17 protein-coding genes are annotated in these 18,304 nt (G+C 65.3%); 4 read left to right on the top strand and 13 right to left on the bottom strand.

Features of this window, described 5'->3' with window-relative positions:
• Window positions 1–28: 28 nt before the first annotated feature.
• The 5 genes from LDZ27_RS25820 to LDZ27_RS25800 all read right to left on the bottom strand — a co-directional run bounded on the left by LDZ27_RS25820 (window position 29) and on the right by LDZ27_RS25800 (window position 9,138).
• Window positions 29–2,446, bottom strand: a complete 2,418-nt coding sequence (locus LDZ27_RS25820; RefSeq protein ID WP_244818123.1) for an FdhF/YdeP family oxidoreductase — start codon at window positions 2,444–2,446, stop codon at window positions 29–31.
• Between the two features lie 59 nt (window positions 2,447–2,505).
• Window positions 2,506–4,932, bottom strand: coding sequence for a glucose/quinate/shikimate family membrane-bound PQQ-dependent dehydrogenase (locus LDZ27_RS25815; protein WP_244818122.1), 2,427 nt, complete (start codon window positions 4,930–4,932; stop codon window positions 2,506–2,508).
• Window positions 4,933–5,091: 159 nt separating this feature from the next.
• Entirely contained in the window at window positions 5,092–6,912 is a 1,821-nt protein-coding gene (locus tag LDZ27_RS25810; protein WP_244818121.1) for an HAD family hydrolase, read from the bottom strand.
• A gap of 15 nt (window positions 6,913–6,927) precedes the next feature.
• Window positions 6,928–8,028 (bottom strand): glycosyltransferase family 4 protein, encoded by a 1,101-nt coding sequence (locus tag LDZ27_RS25805; protein ID WP_244818120.1) that lies wholly within the window; start codon window positions 8,026–8,028, stop codon window positions 6,928–6,930.
• A gap of 21 nt (window positions 8,029–8,049) precedes the next feature.
• A complete protein-coding gene (locus LDZ27_RS25800) occupies window positions 8,050–9,138 on the bottom strand; it encodes a glycosyltransferase family 4 protein (RefSeq protein ID WP_244818119.1) in 1,089 nt (362 codons plus the stop codon).
• A 125-nt stretch (window positions 9,139–9,263) separates the two neighbouring features.
• On the opposite strand from LDZ27_RS25800, the gene LDZ27_RS25795 reads away from it, so the two are divergent.
• A complete protein-coding gene (locus tag LDZ27_RS25795; protein WP_244818118.1) occupies window positions 9,264–9,689 on the top strand; it encodes a CBS domain-containing protein in 426 nt (141 codons plus the stop codon).
• 12 nt (window positions 9,690–9,701) lie between these two features.
• Here LDZ27_RS25795 and LDZ27_RS25790 read toward each other — a convergent pair whose 3' ends face one another.
• Window positions 9,702–9,914, bottom strand: coding sequence for an MARCKS-like protein (locus tag LDZ27_RS25790; protein ID WP_244818117.1), 213 nt, complete (start codon window positions 9,912–9,914; stop codon window positions 9,702–9,704).
• An 88-nt stretch (window positions 9,915–10,002) separates the two neighbouring features.
• Between LDZ27_RS25790 and LDZ27_RS25785 the strand changes: the two genes are divergently transcribed.
• Both LDZ27_RS25785 and LDZ27_RS25780 read left to right on the top strand, forming a co-directional pair.
• Window positions 10,003–10,518, top strand: coding sequence for a DUF4142 domain-containing protein (locus LDZ27_RS25785; RefSeq protein WP_244818116.1), 516 nt, complete (start codon window positions 10,003–10,005; stop codon window positions 10,516–10,518).
• Between the two features lie 150 nt (window positions 10,519–10,668).
• The gene (locus tag LDZ27_RS25780; RefSeq protein WP_244818115.1) at window positions 10,669–11,586 is read left to right on the top strand and encodes an alpha/beta fold hydrolase; all 918 of its coding nucleotides are present in this window, start codon (window positions 10,669–10,671) and stop codon (window positions 11,584–11,586) included.
• Between the two features lie 3 nt (window positions 11,587–11,589).
• Here LDZ27_RS25780 and LDZ27_RS25775 read toward each other — a convergent pair whose 3' ends face one another.
• Genes LDZ27_RS25775 through LDZ27_RS25765 form a run of 3 tightly spaced genes read right to left on the bottom strand, consistent with a single transcriptional unit; the run spans window position 11,590 to window position 12,856 of the window.
• On the bottom strand, window positions 11,590–11,739 hold the full coding sequence (locus tag LDZ27_RS25775; protein ID WP_244818114.1) for a hypothetical protein: 150 nt from the start codon (window positions 11,737–11,739) through the stop codon (window positions 11,590–11,592).
• 17 nt (window positions 11,740–11,756) lie between these two features.
• A complete protein-coding gene (locus LDZ27_RS25770) occupies window positions 11,757–12,491 on the bottom strand; it encodes an LrgB family protein (RefSeq protein ID WP_244818113.1) in 735 nt (244 codons plus the stop codon).
• The gene (locus LDZ27_RS25765) at window positions 12,488–12,856 is read right to left on the bottom strand and encodes a CidA/LrgA family protein (RefSeq protein ID WP_244818112.1); all 369 of its coding nucleotides are present in this window, start codon (window positions 12,854–12,856) and stop codon (window positions 12,488–12,490) included. Before LDZ27_RS25765 ends, LDZ27_RS25770 begins: the two co-directional genes overlap by 4 nt.
• Window positions 12,857–13,011: 155 nt before the next feature.
• Between LDZ27_RS25765 and LDZ27_RS25760 the strand changes: the two genes are divergently transcribed.
• Window positions 13,012–14,133 carry a nucleoside hydrolase gene (locus LDZ27_RS25760; protein WP_244818111.1) on the top strand — a complete coding sequence of 374 codons (1,122 nt, stop codon included), beginning with the start codon at window positions 13,012–13,014 and terminating at the stop codon, window positions 14,131–14,133.
• Here LDZ27_RS25760 and LDZ27_RS25755 read toward each other — a convergent pair whose 3' ends face one another.
• From LDZ27_RS25755 to LDZ27_RS25740, 4 genes are all read right to left on the bottom strand, one after another.
• A complete protein-coding gene (locus tag LDZ27_RS25755; RefSeq protein ID WP_244818110.1) occupies window positions 14,134–15,390 on the bottom strand; it encodes a glycosyltransferase family 4 protein in 1,257 nt (418 codons plus the stop codon).
• Between the two features lie 307 nt (window positions 15,391–15,697).
• Entirely contained in the window at window positions 15,698–17,011 is a 1,314-nt protein-coding gene (locus LDZ27_RS25750) for a cytochrome c (RefSeq protein WP_244818109.1), read from the bottom strand.
• Window positions 17,012–17,995: a cytochrome c oxidase assembly protein gene (locus LDZ27_RS25745; protein WP_244818108.1), complete on the bottom strand. Its 984-nt coding sequence runs from the start codon at window positions 17,993–17,995 to the stop codon at window positions 17,012–17,014.
• Window positions 17,965–18,300 carry a hypothetical protein gene (locus LDZ27_RS25740; protein WP_244818107.1) on the bottom strand — a complete coding sequence of 112 codons (336 nt, stop codon included), beginning with the start codon at window positions 18,298–18,300 and terminating at the stop codon, window positions 17,965–17,967. Before LDZ27_RS25740 ends, LDZ27_RS25745 begins: the two co-directional genes overlap by 31 nt.
• Window positions 18,301–18,304 lie beyond the last annotated feature (4 nt).

Raw genomic sequence — 18,304 nt, 5'->3', positions numbered from 1 at the left:
GGCCGACCGCACCCGCCCTTGCATTCCCTCAGAGGGGTGTTCCCGTTTTCCGCCGATGCTCCGGCTCGCTGGCCGCCACTGCCGCGCCGGTCTTGTCGTTCGGCACGTCGCCGTGCTGCCACGTTTGTGCGTCGCCGCCGACCTGACAGTCGCCCTGACTCAGTGACAGCAGCACCGGAATCGACTTGTACGACGGCGTGCCGCTGCGCGGATCGTTGTCCGCGAGCGAGACGAGGCAATTCGCCTCGGGATAGTAAGCGGCGATGGACCCCGGCGCGATGTCGAACGCCACCGCCGTCAGGCCGCAAAAACGCCGCGAGCCGCCCACGCTCACCGTGCTTTCGATCGTCTCCAGATCCACGATGTCGCCGTGCTGGAGCCCGCGCGCCTCCAGGTCGCGCTCGTTCACGAACACCACGTCGCGCCGCCCGGTGATGCCGCGATAACGGTCGTTGAAGCCGTAGATCGTCGTGTTGTACTGATCGTGGCTGCGGATGGTCGCGAGAATCAGCGCGTCGCTGCGGTCCACGCGCGGGTCCATCATCACGCCCTTGTGCGCGATGAAGCGCGCGCGGCCGCCCGGCGTGTCCCAGCGGCGCGCGGCGGCCGCGTTGAAGAGCCTGAAGCCGCCCGGATCCTGAATGCGCTCGTTGTACTTCTCGAACTGCGGGAACACTTTCTCGATGAGATCGCGGATGCGGTTGTAATCGGCGATCCAGCCGTCCCAGTCGAGCGAAGGATCGTCGAGCGTGGCCTTCGCGAGTCCCGCGACGATGGCCGGCTCCGAGCGCAGATGCTCGGAGGCGGGCGGCAACGATCCGCGCGACGCATGCACCATCGACATCGAATCTTCGACGGTCACGGATTGCGGCCCGGTCGCCTGCACGTCGAGTTCGGTGCGCCCGAGACACGGCAGCAGAATGGTTTCCTTCGCGACGAGCAGATGCGAGCGGTTGAGCTTCGTCGCGATATGCACGGCGAGGTCGAGCTTGCGCATCGCTTGGTAGCATGCCTTCGTGTCCGACATCGCGATCGGCAGATTGCCGCCGAGCGCGATCAACGCCTTGGCGCGGCCATCGCGCATCGCTTCGATCGCGTGAATCGCGCCGTGTCCATGCTCGCGGGGCGGCTCGAAACCGAACGCGCGCTGGATCGAATCGAGCATCTCCTGATGCGGAATTTCCGTGATGCCGACAGTGCGGTCGCCCTGCACGTTCGAATGGCCGCGCAGCGGGCAGATGCCCGCGCCGTCGCGTCCGATGTTGCCGCGCAGAAGCAGCAGATTCATGATCTGCTGCACGTTCGCGGTGCCGCTGTGATGCTGCGTGATGCCCATGCCGTAGCACGCAATCACGGCCTTCGAATCCGCATACAGCTTGCCGATCTTCTCGATCTCCGCGCGCTCGATGCCCGACGCGGCAACGATGTCGTTCCACGAGGTCGCATCGACATCCGCGATGAGTTCCTCGATGCCGCTCGTATGCGCGTCGATGAACGCGCGGTCGAGCACGCCTTCGCCGCCTTGCGCGCGGCTCGCGCGGTCGAGCGCGAGCACGGTCTTCATCATGCCCTTGATGAACGCGACGTCACCGCCGATCCTGACCTGAACGTAATCCGTCGCGATGGCGGTCGAGCGGCCCGTCACCATTTCGACGGGGTCTTGCGGCGAAGCGAAGCGTTCGAGCCCGCGTTCGCGCAGCGGATTGAGCACGACGATCTTCGCCCCGCGCCGCGCGGCCTCGCGCAGTGTCGCGAGCATGCGCGGATGGTTCGTGCCGGGATTGTGTCCGATGCAGAAGATGGCATCGCAATGATCGAAGTCGGCGAGCGTCACGGTGCCCTTGCCGACGCCGATGGACTCGGGCAGTCCGACGCTCGTCGGCTCATGACACATGTTCGAGCAGTCGGGGAAATTGTTGGTGCCGAAGCGCCGCGCGAACAGTTGATAAAGAAACGCCGCCTCGTTCGATGCCCGCCCCGATGTATAGAACTCCGCCATGTTCGGATCGGGCAGCGCGCGCAGCGCTTCGCCGATGCGCTGGAACGCTTCGTCCCACGATATCGGCACGTAACGGTCCGATGCCGCGTCGTAGCGCATCGGATGCGTGAGGCGTCCTTCGTCCTCCAGCGCGAAGTCGCTCCATCCCCAAAGCTCGCTCACGCTATGGCGCGCGAAGAACTCGGGCGTGGTGCGCTTGGTCGTCGCTTCCCACGAGACGGCCTTCGCGCCGTTCTCGCAGAATTCGAAGGACGACGTGCTGCGCGGGTCCGGCCACGCGCAGCCGGGACAATCGAAGCCGGCAGGCTGATTCACCTTGAGAAGCATCGTCGCTTCGCGCGCGACGCCCATCTGCTGCTTGAGCGCCCGCGCGACTGCCTGCAATGCGCCCCATCCACCCGCCGGTCCACCATACGGGCCTACGCCCGGCACTTCACGCTTGCTCATTGCCGCCCTCCGTTATGCGTAGACAGGAGGACAGCAATGGCTATGCCGACGACGCCGCTTCAGTGCTTGTCGGGCAACGCGTAGGCGACCACGTAATCGCCGAGCTTCGTGAGGAACGAGCCGTGGCCGCCCGCAGCGATCAGCACGTACTGCTTGCCGTTCGCCTCGTAGGTCATCGGCGTGGCCTGGCCGCCCGCAGGCAGACGCGCATGCCACAACTCGTCGCCGTTATCGGTGCTGAACGCGCGCAGATAATCGTCCGACGTCGCGCCGATGAAGAACACGTGGCCCGCCGTCGTCATCGGGCCGCCGAGCATCGGCATGCCCATCTTGAACGGAAGCGGAATCGGCGAAGAATCGCGGGTCGTGCCGATGCGCTTCTTCCAGATCACCTTGTTCGTCTGCAGATCGAGCGCCGACACATAGCCCCACGCCGGTTCCTTGCACGGCAGACGCAGCGGCGAGAGGAACGGATTGAGCGTCACGCCGAACGGCACGCCGTACTGCGGCTGAATGCCGGTTTCCGCGCCGGTGCCGGCTTGTCCCGCCTGCGGCGGCTCGATCGGGTTGTTCGGGCCGCGCGGAATCAGCTTCGAGACGAACGGCAGCGCGATCGGATTCGCAATCGCGATGCTGCGGTCCGTATCGACCGCGAGGCCGCCCCATTCGAACATGCCTAGATTGCCCGGGAACACGAGCGTGCCTTGCTCCGACGGCGGCGTGAACGGCCCTTCGTAGCGCAGGCGATGGAAGATGATGCGGCAGGCGAGCTGGTCGTACATCGTCGCGCCCCACATGTCCGCGCCGGTCAGGTTCTTCTGCGGCCGGTAGGTGAGCTGCGAGAACGGCTGCGTCGGCGACAGGCGATCGCCCTGCGCCGCGCCCTGCGGCACGGGCTGCTCGGGCGCGGGCACGATCGGCTTGCCGGTGCGCCGGTCGAGCACGAAGATGTTGCCGGTCTTCGCGGGCGCGTAGATCGCGGGAACGATGTTGCCGTTCGCGTCCTTGATATCCGCGATGGTCGGCTGCGCGGGCAGGTCCATATCCCACAGGTCGTGGTGCACGGTCTGGTAGAACCACGCGAGCTTGCCTGTCGATGCGTTGAGCGCGAGCAGGCCGCTCGCGTAACGCTCTTCTTCCGGCGTGCGGTTGCCGCCCCAGATGTCCGGCGTCGATACGCCCATCGGCAGATAGACGAGATCGAGTTGCGCGTCGTAAGCGGCGGGCGCCCACGAGTTCGGCGAATTCATCGTGTAGCTGTGCTGGTCATCGGGGATCGCGTTCGGATTGCGCGCACCCGGATCGAAGGCCCAGAGCAGCTTGCCGGTGTCGACATCGAAGCCGCGAATCACGCCCGACGGCTCGCGCGTGCCGTAGTTGTCGGTGACGGAACCCGCCATGACGATCACCTTCGACGTGATGATCGGCGGCGAAGTCGGTTCGTACTGACCGGGCGTTTTCACCGGCTGAAGGTGCTGCAAATCGAGCAGACCGTTCGCGGCGAAGCCGGGGCAGCGCTGGCCGGTCGCGGCGTCGAGTTCGAAAAGGCGGCCGTCGTTCACCGGAAGGATCACGCGGCGCGAGCACATCGGCAGCGCGGCGGTGCTCTTCGTCTGACGCGCTTGAGCGGCGGCCGGCGTCTCGTAGTAGGAGACGCCGCGGCAGGTCACGTGCTGAAAGCTCGGGTCGGGCTTGAGTTCGGGATTGAAGCGCCATTTCTCCTTGCCGGTCGCGCCGTCGAGCGCAATGGCGTTCTGGTGCGGCGTGCAGAAGAAAAGCGTGCCGTCGACGGCGATCGGCGTGACTTCATCGGTGATTTCGAGCGGATCGTTCGGGCCTTTCATGTCGCCCGTGCGGAAGGACCACGCTTGCTTCAGATCGCCCACGTTCTTGTCGTTGATCTCGGTCAGCGGCGAATACCGTGTGCCGCGCTGCGAATTGCCGTAGGCGAGCCAGTCGCCGGGGCGTCCGGACGTCGCGGCGGGCGCTGCGGGCGCGCCCGATGCCTGCGCGGAGACCGTGCCGTTCACTTCCTGCGGATCGTTGAACGCCGCATACACCAACGCGATGCCCGTGAGCACGAGCGCGACGACGAGCGCGAACGCGCCGCTTTTCACCCGCCCGGCATAGAGCCGATACGTGAACGGCAGCAACAGCCAGATGCCGACGATGACGAGCACATCGAGACGCGGCGCGAGCGCCCAGAAGTCGAAGCCCGCCTCGACCACGGCCCATATCAGCGTGCCGAGAAGCAGCAGCGCGTAGAGCATGAGCGCGAGCGTATTGCGTCGCCACATGAGCCACGCGATCGCCAGCATGACGATGCCGGCGATCACGTAATAGGGCGATCCGCCGATCGCGACGAGCCAGACGCCGACAGCGCCGAGATAGAGGCCCGATAACGCGAGAAACACGACGGTGATCCATTTCACGACAGGCGATGGCGCGACGACAGGCGATCGCGCGGGCGGAGCATTCGTATTCATTCAGCACCTCAGCTTTTGACGCGGTACGGCTTGACACGACGCAGGCGCTACGCGAGAGAGCGCGCGCATCGTGGACTGGAAGAGGGCGCGGCGATGCTCGACAACGCGCGTATGGCGTCGCCGGGCATTGTCGTGCCGGTTGTCGATGGCTCGGTTGACTCAGTCGTCGGAAGCAGACGACGTGCCACCGCCGTCCTTGGAACCTGGGGCAAGGATGTTCGGCACGACGGGGTTTTCGGGCTGCGTATAGCGCTCCTCGACGGCCTTTCTGATGGCTTCGATGCTTTCCTTCGCCGAAAGGCCCTCGTTGGCTTCGGCGGCCCGCGCTTCGTCGGCGAGCGCGTCATCGCCGATGACATCGCGAAACCACGTCGAATAGTCGCCACGCCGCAGATGGAAAAGCCAGGTCTCCTCATCGACGCCTTCGGCGAGTTCGAGGAAGAGCACGAGATTGTGCGCACGCAGATTCAGCTTGTCTTCTGGCCCGCGAAAGTAAAAGCTGCGCTCGGGAATCAGCATGCCTTCCGCGTACTTGCGCACATGCCGGCGACGCTGCGTTTTGGCAGGCTCGACGCGCACGACGCACGGCGCGCTCCAGCCGTCGTCGCCGGGCTTGCGTCGCCAGACGAGCGCCTCGCCGGTCTTGATGTCGCCGGGCATGTCGGCGGGCGGCTCGATGCGCGCGGCGCGCGCGAATTCCTTAAGCGAAATCTCCGCGCCCGGCCCCGCGCCGATGAATACCGTGACGCGCTCGAGCAGCCGCGACGAAAGCTGCTCGGGATGCACGGTCACAAAGAGCGCGGGCGCGAGCTGATCGGGCAGCACTTCGTCGGCGGGATTGATGCTCGACGGAAAGAAGTGATGCGCCTCGTCGAAGATCATCCAGTGCGGGCGGCCGGTGAGCGCGCGCGATTTCTGCATCTGGGCGAGCACGGCGGCGCAGTGCGCGGGACGGTCCGCGAACGTGACGCGCATCATGTTCACGAGCACCGACTGGCTCGGCTGATGCACGAGCCGCGCGACATCGTCGGCCTTCGGCGCGGTCTGCGCGTCACCGACGGGCAGCGCGTCTTCGAAGGTATCGAAGTCGCCTTCGGGATCGAGCGCGCAGAACTGATAGCCCGATGCCACGAGCCGCTCCATCAGCCCGGTGATGAGCGTGGACTTGCCGCCGCCCGATTGCCCCGCGACGAGCGCGACGGTGTTTTGCGGCGCGAGCGTTTCTTCCACTTGCTGTTCCGCTTCCTCTTGATCCCCGCCGACGCGCTGGCCGAGCAGCAGATTGCGCCGCGTGAGCCGTTCGCTGACGTGGGCGAGATCGTCATCGAGCATCGCGTCGATGAGTTGCGCGACGCCCGCGCCGCATTCGCCATCGAGCACGATGTCGGCGTGCGCCTTCAACGCATCGATCGCGTTGCCGACGGCCGCCGAAATCTCGCAGGCATCGAGAAGCGGGTGGTCGTTCTGCGCATCGCCGACGCCGACCGCGTTGCGCGGCGACAGCGACAGTTGTTCGAGCGCCGTGAGCAGGCCGCTTGCCTTGCTCATGCCGGGCGGCAGGATCATCACCGCGTCGCCGTTATAGACGACATGCAGGTCGAGGCCGAGATCGCGGATGGCGGCGTGCGCCTGTTCGTCGTAAGGCTTCACCGTCGCGACGATGGTCTGGCTCACGCCGAGATGCTTCACGCCGCTCTTTCTCATCGCCTCGACGAATTCGGGCGGCGGCGGCGGCGCGAGCAGCGTGCGCTCGCGCGTGGCGGGCGAATAGATCACGCCGCCGTTTTCCGCGACGATCAGCGTGAAGCGGTCCACGCGGTCGCACAGGCTCAGGAGATCGTCGAGTTCGCGCCCCGTCACGAGGACGAGGTGTCGTCCCGACGCGCGCAGCCGGTCCACCGCTTCCCATGTGGATTCGGCGACGCGCCCCGCATCGGCGAGCGTGCCGTCGTAGTCGCTTGCAAGCACCATGCATCGCATACGGTGGTTCCTCCGTTAGGGATCTTGCGTGACGAGCGACGGCGACGGCTCACAGTCCGACGCGCGGGCATCGCGGGCATCGCGGGCATCGCGCGTTTCGATCACGCGCCGATATACGTCCACGTAATCGCGCGCCATGCGCTCGGCGGTGAAGCGGCGCTCGAACGTCTCGCGGCAGCGCCGGCGGTCGATCTCGCCGAGACGCGCGACGGCCTGCACCGCTTCGTCTTCGTCGCGCACGACGAAGCCGTTCACGCCGTCCTCGATGATCTCCGGCACCGAGCCGCGCCCGAACGCGATGACGGGCGTGCCGCACGCGAGCGCCTCGATCATGACGAGGCCGAACGGCTCGGGCCAGTCGATCGGAAAAAGCAGCGCGCGCGCATTGCCGAGCAGCCGGCGCTTGCCGGCATCGTCCTGTTCGCCGACGAATTCGACGAGCGGCGCCTGAACGAGCGGCGCGACCGCGCTGTCGAAATACGGGCGGTCTGCTTCATCGACCTTCGCGGCGATTCTCAGCGGCACGTTCGCGCGGCGCGCGATGCGGATGGCCGCGTCCGGGCCCTTCGCGGGCGCAATTCTGCCGACGAACGCCAGATGACCGCCCGCGCGCTCATGAAACGGATAGAGCGTCTCCGGCAGGCCGTGATGCACGGTGCCCGCCCACGCGAGCCACGGCAGCGGCGCGCGCTGCGCGTTCGAAATGGAGACGAGCGGAATGTCCGCGAAACGGCGATACATCGGTTCGAGACCGGGGACGTCGAGCCGCCAGTGCAGCGTCGTCACATGCGCGCACTGCATGCGGCGCGCGAACGGAAAGCTCTGGTAGTCCGTATGAAAGTGGACGATGTCGAAGTCTTCCGACGCGGCCACGACATCTTCGAGCATCGCGAAGTGAAAGGCCTGCGGGTCGGCGGTATCTTCGACGAGCCGCACCGCGCAGTCGCTGCCCGCGACGAGCTTCGCGCTCGTGCGCGAGTCCGCGCTTGCGAAGAGCGTGACGTCGTGGCCGAGCCTCACGAGTTCCTCGCTGAGATACGACACGATCCGCTCGATGCCGCCGTAACGCCGCGGCGGAACGCTTTCGTAAAGAGTGGAAACTTGAGCGATACGCATGGCCATCCGTGTTTGCATTCGTTATGCCTGGAGCGCGTCGTCGGTGTCGGCTGCGGCGATGAATGCCTTCGCCGCCGCGCGCTCGTCGATGAGATCGCGATAGACCGCGAGGTAATCGCGCGCCATGCGTTCGGCGGAAAAGCGCTTCTCGAAGCTCTGGCGGCAGCGCGCGGGGTCGATCTCGCCCAGCGCGCGCACGGCATCCACGGCCTGATCGACGTCATCGACGATAAAGCCGTTCACGCCATGCTCGACGACTTCGGGCACCGCGCCGCGCCGGAACGCGATCACCGGCGTGCCGGAGGCCATCGCTTCGATCATCACGAGGCCGAACGGCTCTTCCCAGTCGATCGGAAAAACGAGTGCACGCGCGTTCGCGAAGAGCGCGCGGCGCGTTTCGCCGCCCACTTCGCCGAGATACTCCACGAACGATTGCGAAGCCGTGACAAGCGGCCAGATTTCTTCCTTGAAGTACGCGCGCTCGCCGGGATGGACGGCCGCCGCGATCTTGAGCGGCAGCCCCGCGCGCCGCGCGATCTCGATGGCGCGGTCGATGCGCTTTTCCGGCATCACGCGGCCGACGAAGAGCAGATAGTCGCCGCGAGCGTTCGAATAACGCATCTCGCCGGACGCGAGACCGTGATGCACCGTCGCGCGCCAGTTCGCGTGCGGCGCGCCGTTGCGCTGGCTGTCGGAGATGGAGACGAGCGGAGCGTCCGCGAACGTCTCGAAGAGCGGGCCGTGATCGGCGGGCAAGAGGCGCCCGTGCATCGTCGTGACCGACGGGCATGAGAGAAAGCGCTGCATCGGCAGATGAATCGGCTCGGTGTGAAAGTGGATCACGTCGAATTGCGCGGAGCGGCGGATGACCGCGTCGAGCTGGCGCAGATGATGACTCGTCGTGTCCCACACGCGCTCGTCGCGCCAGAGCGCAGTCGGTGCGCTCGAAACCAGCCGCGCGCGCGTGTGCGAATCGTGCGTGGCGAACAGCGTGACTTCGTGTCCGAGCGCGACGAGCGCTTCTGTCAGATAAGAAATGATGCGCTCCGTGGCGCCATATGCGATAGGAGGGACGCTCTCGTAGAGCGGTGCGACCTGTGCGATTTTCATTATGTGTTCCGCATTGACCCGATGCGGCTCAGCTAGCAATCAGCAGGCCGACCGCCTTGCGGCAACGGCACGCCGCATGCTGCGTTTGCTGCGTTCAAACGTGGCGACATCTCGAGGAGGAAGCCATGACGAAGGTTGCCGAAGTAATGACAAGGGATGTGCAGAGCATCGCGCCGGGCGAGAGCATTCGCCGCGCGGCCGAGTTGATGGACGAACTGAACGTCGGCGCGCTGCCCGTATGCGACGGCGAACGCGTGAAGGGCGTCGTGACGGACCGCGATATCGTCGTGCGCGCGGTGTCGGCCGGAAAGGAGTCGTCGTGCACGGTGCAGGAAGTCGCGAGCGAGCCGGTCGAATGGTGCTTCGAGGACGACGAGATCGAAGACGCGATGCGCCGCATGGAGCAGTTGCAGATTCGCCGCATGCCTGTCGTGGACAGCGAGAAGAAGCTCGTCGGCATGCTCGCGCTCGGCGACATCGCGATTTACTCGGACGGCGAAGTGTCCTCGACGCTGCAGGCCATATCGACGCCATCCGTGCCGGACCGCTGAAACCCCGCGCGCTTACACCGGATTGCCGTCTTCCGGCGTCTTCAGGCGGTCGCTTTCGCTCTGCGTTCCGGGCGGCGTGCCGGGCTTGGTATCGGGCGTCGCATCGGGCGCGCGGTCTTCGGTCGGGCCGCGCTTGGGATCGTCCGACGGATTCGCCGGGATGTTTTCGGTATGGCCGGGAATCGGCTGGCTTTCGATGTGGCCGTTTTCGGGTTGCTGATTCATTGCGATTGCCTCGTCTGCGGAAAAGGTTGTTCTTTGCAGACGAGCAAGCACCGTTCCGAACGTTTCTTTCATGGAGAAAACCACGCTCATGTCCATCGCATACCGCTCTTCGATCTGCGCGCTGCTTCTCGGGGTGGCCGGCATCGTGAACATCGCGCAAGCCGCAACCGACGACAGCGCCGCACGCTTTCTCGGCGATGCCATCCAGGATGGCCGCGCGGAAATCGAAAGCTGCGAGCTTGCGCTGAAGTCAACGCATGACCCCGCGGTAAAGGCGTTCGCGCAACGCATGATCGCCGATCACAAGGCACTCGACGCGCGCATCGCCGCGCTTGCGCAGAAGAAGGGCTATCGCCTGCCGGATGGCACGACCCTCGTCCAGCGCACGACTTACGCCGCGCTCAAGCCGCTGTCGGGCCACGCATTCGATACCGTATTCATGAAGCACAACGTGTCCGATCACGAAGCCGACGTGAAGCACTTCAGCGATCAGGCGGATCACGCGAGCGATCCCGACGTGCGCGCGCTCGCCGCCGACGGCCTCGCTACGTTGCGCGAGCATCTTCAACTCGCGAAGGACACCGACGCCAAACTGCATAAGTAACTCGCGCCTGATTCCCGATGGCATGCGCGTTGCTCGCTGCACGCCTTTGCGCGCATCGCGCTCTCACGAACACACCATCGGGGAATCATGCGTCTATCCAGAAGAAACGAATCGTCAGCGGGGAAGTTACTGGCCGGCGGCGCGGCAGCCGTGTCGCTGGGCGTTGCGGCCTGGGCCGCGTTGAACGCGCGCAAGGCGGAGCGCGAGCATCCGCCCATCGGACAATTCATCGAGGTCGATGGCGTGCGCCTGCATTACATCGACGAAGGCGAGGGGCCGCTCGTCGTGCTGTTGCACGGCAATCTCGTGATGATGCAGGACTATGTCGCGAGCGGACTATTCGACCGGCTCGCCACGCGGCACCGCGTGATCGCGTTCGACCGTCCGGGCTTCGGCTATAGCGAGCGCCCGCGCGACCGCGCATGGACGCCGCAGGCGCAGGCCGAGATCCTTCAGAAGGCGCTGAGGCTCATGGGCCTGACGCGCGCGGTCGTGGTCGGGCAATCGCTTGGCTGTCTCGTGGCGCTTGCGATGGCGCTCGAACCGCGCATCGAAATCGACGGCCTCACGCTCATTTCCGGCTACTTCTATCCGAGCGCGCGCTTCGACGTGCTGATGACCGCGCCGGCGGCGGTTCCCGTCATCGGCGACGTGATGCGCTACACGGTCTCGCCCATCGGCGGGCGGCTGATGTTCCGGCCCAACGTGCGGGCGATGTTCGCGCCGCAATCCGTGCCCGACGCGTTCGACGCGCACATACCGCGCGAGATGGTGCTGCGTCCATCGCAGATGCGCGCAATCAGTGAAGACGCCGCGTTCATGGTGCCCGCCGCGCATCAGTTGTCGCAGCGTTATGGCGAGCTTCGGATTCCGGTGCGTATCTTCGCGGGCGAAGACGATGCGATCGTCGATGCACGGACGCAGTCGGGTCGTCTTTCCGGGGACATCGGGCAGAGCGTGCTTTCGTTGGTGCCGCATCGCGGCCACATGATTCATTACGACGACGCAGGCCGCATCGCAGACGCGATCGACGCAATCGACGCAATCGACGCAATCGCGATCGAATGAGCGTCACGGCGTGCGCGTGTCCGACCAGTCGAGCTTTTCCCACGCGACATCGAGCGGCTTATCGGCGAGCTTAGCGTGCAGGAACGCGGGCGATATCGCCATCGCCATCCAGCGCGCGACGCGGCTCGCAAAGCCGTGCGTTTCGATACGCACGGCCACGCAGCCGCGCATCAAAGCCAGCGCGCAAGCACCGGCACCATCACCGGGACGAGAAACGACGTGAGGATTCCGTTGAGGCCCATGCCGAGGCCGGCGAACGCGCCCATCTCCTGACTGATCTGAAACGCGCGCGCCGTGCCGATGCCGTGCGACGCGACGCCGAGCGCGAAGCCGCGCGCCTGCGGCTCCGTCACGCGCAGCGCGTTGAGAATCACGCGCGCGAACACCGCGCCGAAGATGCCCGTCGAAATGACGAGCACCGCCGTCAAAGACGGAATGCCGCCGATGGACGTGGCCACCGCCATCGCGATGGGCGTGGTCGCGGACTTCGGCGCGAGCGAGGCGACGGTCGCTTTCGATGCGCCGAGCCACGACGCCACCGCGACGGCGGACACGATCGCCGTCATCGATCCCGCGAAGAGCGCGACGATGATCGGCGCGGCGAGCCGTCGAAGATTGCCGAGCTGTCGATAGAGCGGCAGCGCGAGCGCGACGGTCGCCGGCCCGAGCAGAAAGTGCACGAACTGCGCGCCTTCGAAGTAAGTCGGATACGGCGTATGACTGATCTGTAAGAGTGCGACGATGAGCGCCACCGCGATCAGAACGGGATTGGCGAGCGGGTTGAAGCGGCATCGCGCGTAGACGGATTGCGCGACGAGATAGGCGAAGAGCGTGATAGTGAGCCCGAGCAGCGGCGATGCCGCGAGGTAGACCCATATCGCGTTGAGGCGCGGAATCGCGTTCATGACGCCTGGCTTCCGGCTTCGCGGTCCGTCTGCCGGCGCATCAGCGCGCGCATGACGAGCGCGGTCACGGCGATGCCGAGCGTCGTGCTGACGACGATTGCGAGCGCCACCGCGACGAGATCGCCGCGCACCGCGCTCGCCGACGCCATGATGCCGACGCCCGCCGGCACGAAGAGCAGCGACAGATGACGCAGCAGTTCATTCGCGGTCGGCTCGATCGCATCGGCGGCGCGCGGACGCGCAATCAGAAAGGCGAGCAGCAGCAACATGCCGACGACCGGCCCGGGAACGGGCAGCCGGAACATGTACGAGATGCCTTCTCCGAGGCACTGGAAGAGCAGCAGGACGGCAAGAGAAAGCAGCATGAGAGAACCTGTCGGCGTTCGTTGCGCGGGGGCTTGGAAACCTGAGAAGTCAGAACTGCCGATAGCAAGGCGCGGTCCGTCACGCATCGGCTCCGGATGCTGCAATGCCCTCGCGATTTGCTCCTAGAATGAACTGAAACACCGGAGACGACATCATGGCCCATCGCAATGCAGCACGATTCGTCGTGCCGTTGTTCGCTTCGCTCGTCGCGGGCGTGTTCGCGGGCTGCGGCGGCTCGGATCATCACGATGCCTACAACGATGCGCCGAAGATCATCATCGATTCGGATTTCAACACGATGGGCGACGACGGCCAGCTCTTCGCGATGACGAGTCAGTTGATGGGGCAGGGCAAGGTGAACCTGCTCGGCCTGTGCGTCGTGACCGGCAACGACTGGCTGCTGCAGGAAGAGGCCGACGCGCTCAAGGCCGTCGAGCGCATGGGCGTGCAGGATCGCGTCGGCGTGTATGGGGGCGCGAACTATCCGCTGCAATACGATGTCGCGAGCATCCGCGCGCAGCAGGCCGCCAATCCCAACGGCTACTTCGGCGCGTGGATGCGTCCGGAGCCGACGAGCGCATCGCAACTCACCGCACCGCCCGATGGTTTCGCGCAGTCCACGAAGCTGCAGGCGCAGGCCGCCGCCGACTTCATGATCGACAGGATCAAGCGCTATCCGAATCAGGTGACGATCATCGAGGTAGGACCGCCGACGAACCTTGCCACCGCCGTGCAGAAAGCGCCGGAGATCGTGCCGCTCATCAAGCAGATCGTCTATATGGGCGGCGCGATGAACGTGCCCGGCAACGCGAACGCGGTGGGCGAGCTGAACTGGTGGTTCGATCCGGTGGCCGTGCGCACGCTATTGCAGACGAACATCGCGCAGCGCGTGATTCCGCTCGACGTGACCAACACCGTGCCGCTCACCGAGACCGTCTATAACCAGATCGTCAATCCGCCGACCGGACAGACGCCCGTCACCCAGGTCTATGCCGTGGAGAACGCGGGCGCCTTCGCCGACAACACGGATATCTACGACACGCTGACCATCGCGTACTTTCTCGATCCGACTTATGCGACGCAAACGCAGAGCGCGTATCTCGACATCGACACGACGCCCGGCGAAGATCAAGGTCATGTGCGCGTGTATCCGGATGCGCCCGGGCCGGGCGCTTCTCCGCAGAAAATCACCTACGTCACGCGCTACGACAACAACCGCTTCTTCAGCCTCTACGTGAATCTTCTGACGAGTCCGGTGCCGGTCAAGTTTCAGTGATCAGTCCATGCGCGCCTTGGGCGCGATGGCGGCCGCCACCGGCTCCACGCTTCGCGTCAGCGCGCCTTCGAGCGCGCTGCGATACACGTCGAGATAGGCGTTGACCATCGACTCGGGACTGAAGGTATCGGCGTGGCGGCGCAGGTGGTCATGCACGCACGGCGTCTTGAGCAGCTCGATGGCCTCCGCGATCTTGCCGATGAGCGTCTCGGGACGCCCCATGTCGAAGACGAGATTCGAACGCGGCTCGATGACTTCGGGAATCCCGCCCCGATTCGCGCCGACGACCGGCAGGCCATACGAATACGCTTCCACGATCACGCGCCCGAACGGTTCGTGCCAGATGGAAGGCACGATGAGAATGTCGATGCTGTTCAGGAAGTCGCCGGCCTTGACGTGGCCGAGAAACTCCACGCGCGGATCGCGATACTTTGCCCGCAGCGACGCGATGTAGTCCGGGTCGCCGCTGCCGCCGAACGCGAGCGTCCAGTCGAGCGTGCGATCCGCCGACAATTGTTCGAGCACGACTTCCGAGCCCTTGTCCCGCGCAACGCGCCCGAGCACGCCGAGCCGCACGGGACCGCCTTCATAGCGCCGCGTGCGCTTGAACGGCGTTGTCTCTACACTCGGCACGTAGCAGTTATTGATGACAGCCGTGCGCGTGGCTTCGGGAAAATAGCCGCTTTCCAGATGCTTTTGCAACACGAAGCGGCTCACGCCGACGGCCACTTCCACACGCGACGATGCCGCGCGCTTGGGCGCCGAATACAGCGCGCACGAACCGCACTGGCGTTTGCACGGCTCGGCATCGGAGAACATCGTGGTGGCGGGGCAGATCAGATAGTAGTCGCGCGCGGTATGCACGATAGGCACGCCCGCATTGCGGGCGACGCGCCACATGTCCACCGACAGGCACGCGAGATTGCTCGTATGGACCACGTCCGGCTTTTCGCGCGCGATGATCTTCTTGAGCTTGCGCGACATGATGACGTTATGGACATCGATGGCATGCCAGAGCAGCTTGGCGACGCGCGAATGTCTCTTCGGCTGATGCGGCCAATAGAGATTCGCATTGCGCATGCGATAGACCCTCACGCCGTTCAACGCGGTCACGCTGTCGAAGCCCGTACCCGACGCGCACGCGACGCTCACTTCCATGCCCGCCCGCACGAGCCCTTCCGCGAGCAGTTGCGTCGATACTTCGGCGCCCCCGACCTTGTCCGGGTAGTACAGCGTGTTGACGATGAGTATTTTCACGGCGTTAGGACCGATGTCGTTCTTATGAAAAGCACCCTTGGCTGTCGCGCGTGAAGCGGTTTGCTAGGGCGAGGAGTGCAACGCTGTGGTCCACCCGCACGCGGATGGACTCGGAACCACAGATGCAGGATCGCTCGTACTCGGTAAGCGAGAGTTTAGGACAAGGCCAAAATCTTGAGAAGCCATCGAGTGAAACGTAGGGTCATACGAATGTACTTAGTGCAACGAAGTCTTTTCCCTCAGACGGCTGTATCTGCTTTTCACGAGGCTTTCATAGAGAAGAAATTACGGCCGTTTGTAACGCTGGTCACTTGTGCAGCGAGCTGCGCAGCGACGCGACGTCGTTTGTAGTGATGGGCCGCGCGTCGTTGCCCCACGACGCCCGAATGTAAGTGAGCACCTTGGCGATCTGTAAATCTGACAGCCTGCCTGCGAAGCCGGGCATGTCTTGCCGCGGCGGACCTTTTTTCGTCGAAGGGCTGTTGCCGCCCTCGACGAGCAGCCGAATCAGCGATGTCGTGTCTTCACTGATGACCGCCGGATTGCCGACAAGTTTCGGAAACGCATCGGGCACGCCCGCACCGGTATCCATATGACATTGCGCGCAAAAGGTCGCGTACACCGCCGCGCCCTGGCCGGGCGGCACGTCCGGCGCGCGCGTCTTGAGCGTGCCCGGCTTCGCTATGGATGGATCGAAGGTGCCGTCGGATGCGCCCGTCGCGGGCAAGGTCTTGAGGTACGTGCCGATGGCGCGCAGATCTTCATCGGAAAGATATTGCAGGCTGTCCTCGATGGTCTGCACCATGCTGCCCATGGCCATCGTCTTGTCGCCGCCGTGTCCGGTCTTGAGAAACGACGCGATTTCCTCTACGGACAGGCGCCCGAGACCCGAGCCGGGGTCCGAGCGCAGGTTGAGCGCGTACCAGTTGTCGTTGACGCTGCCCGAGAGAAAGCTCTTCGACGATTCGTCATAACCGCGTTCCTGATAAGCGGGACCGCGCGGCGAATGACATGCACCGCAATGTCCGAGCGCCTGCACCAGATATGCGCCGCGATTCCACGTCGCATCGCGTTCGGGGCGCGGCGTGAAGACCTTCTTCGGCGCGAACGCCGCGCGCCACAGGCGCAACGCCCAGCGCTGATTGAACGGGAACGGCACGTCGGTCGGCGGTGGAACGTAGTGGACGGGCGGCACGCCGTGCATCATGAATGCGTAGAGCGCGCGCATGTCCTCATCGCTCATCTTCACGAACGCGGTGTAGGGCATCGCCGGATAAAGCCCCTTGCCACCGGGCGCGACGCCCTCGCGCAACGCCTTCGAGAAATCGTCATAGCTGTATTTGCCGATGCCCGTTTCCCGGTCCGGCGTGATGTTGCTGCTGAAGATGGTGCCGAACGGCGAGTTCACGCCGAGGCCGCCCGCATACGGCGCACTCGGCTTCGGCGAGCGGCCCGTGGGCGCGGTATGGCAGCCGGCGCAATCGCCCGCACGCGCGATGTACTCGCCGCGCGCGATCAGTTCGGCGGATGGCGCATCGGCTTGCGTGGCGGCCGAGGCATCGGCGAAACCCGCCACGACGATCGAGACGAGCGCGAAACATCGCACGATGAGCGGACGCATCTAGGACTCCTCGTGCGCGGGCGCGTTGACGGCGGACGCCGCACGCGCGGTTGAGATGACCGGCGTGAGCTCGCGGGCCGGACGCCGCGACAGCCAGCGCGCGCCGATGAGCAGCCCGCCCACGAGATACGCGAGACCGCCCGGCACCCACATCACGAGACCGCCCAATTGCTGATCCTGTAGCGGATCGAAGCCGAGCGCGAGCGTGCTTTCGATGCACGACGGATACCAGACTTCCGGTGCAAGCGTGAGCAAGGCGCCGAGCGCGGACGTGTGCACCATCGTCGTGAAAAGCGCGAGCATTGCGTGAGCGTTGTGCGCGCGCGAGCCATCGCTGGCGGCGGGACGGAACACGGTCCACCAGAACAAGAGCGCCGAGCCGAGAAAGCTCGTGTGCTGCAACGTGTGAATCCATTCGCTATGCAGCGCGGCTTCGAAGAAACGCGGCGCGTGCCAGCACCATAACGCCGCCGCATGCAAGCCCCACGCGACCGCCGGCGCGGTGAGCCAGCGCCACGGCGACCTGATCCATGCACTGCGCGTCGCCGTGCTGATGCGAAGGCGCGCGCGCGGCGAGAATGCCCATATCCAGACGGCGAGCGGCCTGCCGATGACGAGCAGCGGCGCGGCCACCAGCATGAAGACTTCGTGCTGGAGCATGTGCGCGGAGAAGAGCGCTTCGCTCAACGTGTGCAACGGCGACACCAGCGCAATGACGAGCGCGATCCATCCGATGACGAACGACAGAAGCCGCATCGAGCGATCCGATCGTCCGCGAGACCCGCGCACGCGCAGCTTCGCATAGCCCGCGAGATAAAGCCCGAGGCTTAGTGCGAGACACACGACGACCCACGGCTCGAAGGTCCAGCCGAAGCTCGCGGGGACATCGCTTGCAGCGGGCGCGAGCGCGTGCGCCGAAGCACTATCGGCGAATGCGGCGGCGAGAAGAACCGTCAGTTGAATAAGCACGCGGAGAGCAGCCATTGCGGTAGCGAAATGACGAAGATGCCAAGCGACGACAACGCCCCGACGCCCGTCGCGACGGCTGCGAGAAATCCCGCGCGCGAGCGCAGCGCCGGCGCCGATGGGTCCGCATCGCGCCGCGCGCTGCGCCAGCGGCCGAACGCGAGCGCGGTCACGATGATGCTCGCCGCCAGGCTCGCCGCGCTCACGCCGTTCAGCACGGCGATACTGTGCAGATGGCACGATGGTTCGACGAGCGCGTAGTTCACGCTCAGCAAGCCGAGCAGAACGGACGGAGCGAAGAGAAGGGCGGGCCAGGTGAGCATGATC

The sequence above is a fragment of the Caballeronia sp. Lep1P3 genome (assembly GCF_022879595.1).
In the GTDB taxonomy this organism is placed as follows: domain Bacteria; phylum Pseudomonadota; class Gammaproteobacteria; order Burkholderiales; family Burkholderiaceae; genus Caballeronia.
Note: the sequence above shows the minus strand (reverse complement) of the source record. Positions and strands in the feature narration are given on the sequence as shown.

Bases quoted from the DNA above. Each gene is read 5' to 3' on its own strand.
- LDZ27_RS25820 (WP_244818123.1), bottom strand. From the start codon at position 2,446: ATGAGCAAGCGTGAAGTGCCGGGCGTAGGCCCGTATGGTGGACCGGCG.
- LDZ27_RS25815 (WP_244818122.1), bottom strand. From the start codon at position 4,932: ATGAATACGAATGCTCCGCCCGCGCGATCGCCTGTCGTCGCGCCATCG.
- LDZ27_RS25810 (WP_244818121.1), bottom strand. From the start codon at position 6,912: ATGCGATGCATGGTGCTTGCAAGCGACTACGACGGCACGCTCGCCGAT.
- LDZ27_RS25805 (WP_244818120.1), bottom strand. From the start codon at position 8,028: ATGCGTATCGCTCAAGTTTCCACTCTTTACGAAAGCGTTCCGCCGCGG.
- LDZ27_RS25800 (WP_244818119.1), bottom strand. From the start codon at position 9,138: ATGAAAATCGCACAGGTCGCACCGCTCTACGAGAGCGTCCCTCCTATC.
- LDZ27_RS25795 (WP_244818118.1), top strand. From the start codon at position 9,264: ATGACGAAGGTTGCCGAAGTAATGACAAGGGATGTGCAGAGCATCGCG.
- LDZ27_RS25790 (WP_244818117.1), bottom strand. From the start codon at position 9,914: ATGAATCAGCAACCCGAAAACGGCCACATCGAAAGCCAGCCGATTCCC.
- LDZ27_RS25785 (WP_244818116.1), top strand. From the start codon at position 10,003: ATGTCCATCGCATACCGCTCTTCGATCTGCGCGCTGCTTCTCGGGGTG.
- LDZ27_RS25770 (WP_244818113.1), bottom strand. From the start codon at position 12,491: ATGAACGCGATTCCGCGCCTCAACGCGATATGGGTCTACCTCGCGGCA.
- LDZ27_RS25765 (WP_244818112.1), bottom strand. From the start codon at position 12,856: ATGCTGCTTTCTCTTGCCGTCCTGCTGCTCTTCCAGTGCCTCGGAGAA.
- LDZ27_RS25760 (WP_244818111.1), top strand. From the start codon at position 13,012: ATGGCCCATCGCAATGCAGCACGATTCGTCGTGCCGTTGTTCGCTTCG.
- LDZ27_RS25750 (WP_244818109.1), bottom strand. From the start codon at position 17,011: ATGCGTCCGCTCATCGTGCGATGTTTCGCGCTCGTCTCGATCGTCGTG.
- LDZ27_RS25745 (WP_244818108.1), bottom strand. From the start codon at position 17,995: ATGGCTGCTCTCCGCGTGCTTATTCAACTGACGGTTCTTCTCGCCGCC.
- LDZ27_RS25740 (WP_244818107.1), bottom strand. From the start codon at position 18,300: ATGCTCACCTGGCCCGCCCTTCTCTTCGCTCCGTCCGTTCTGCTCGGC.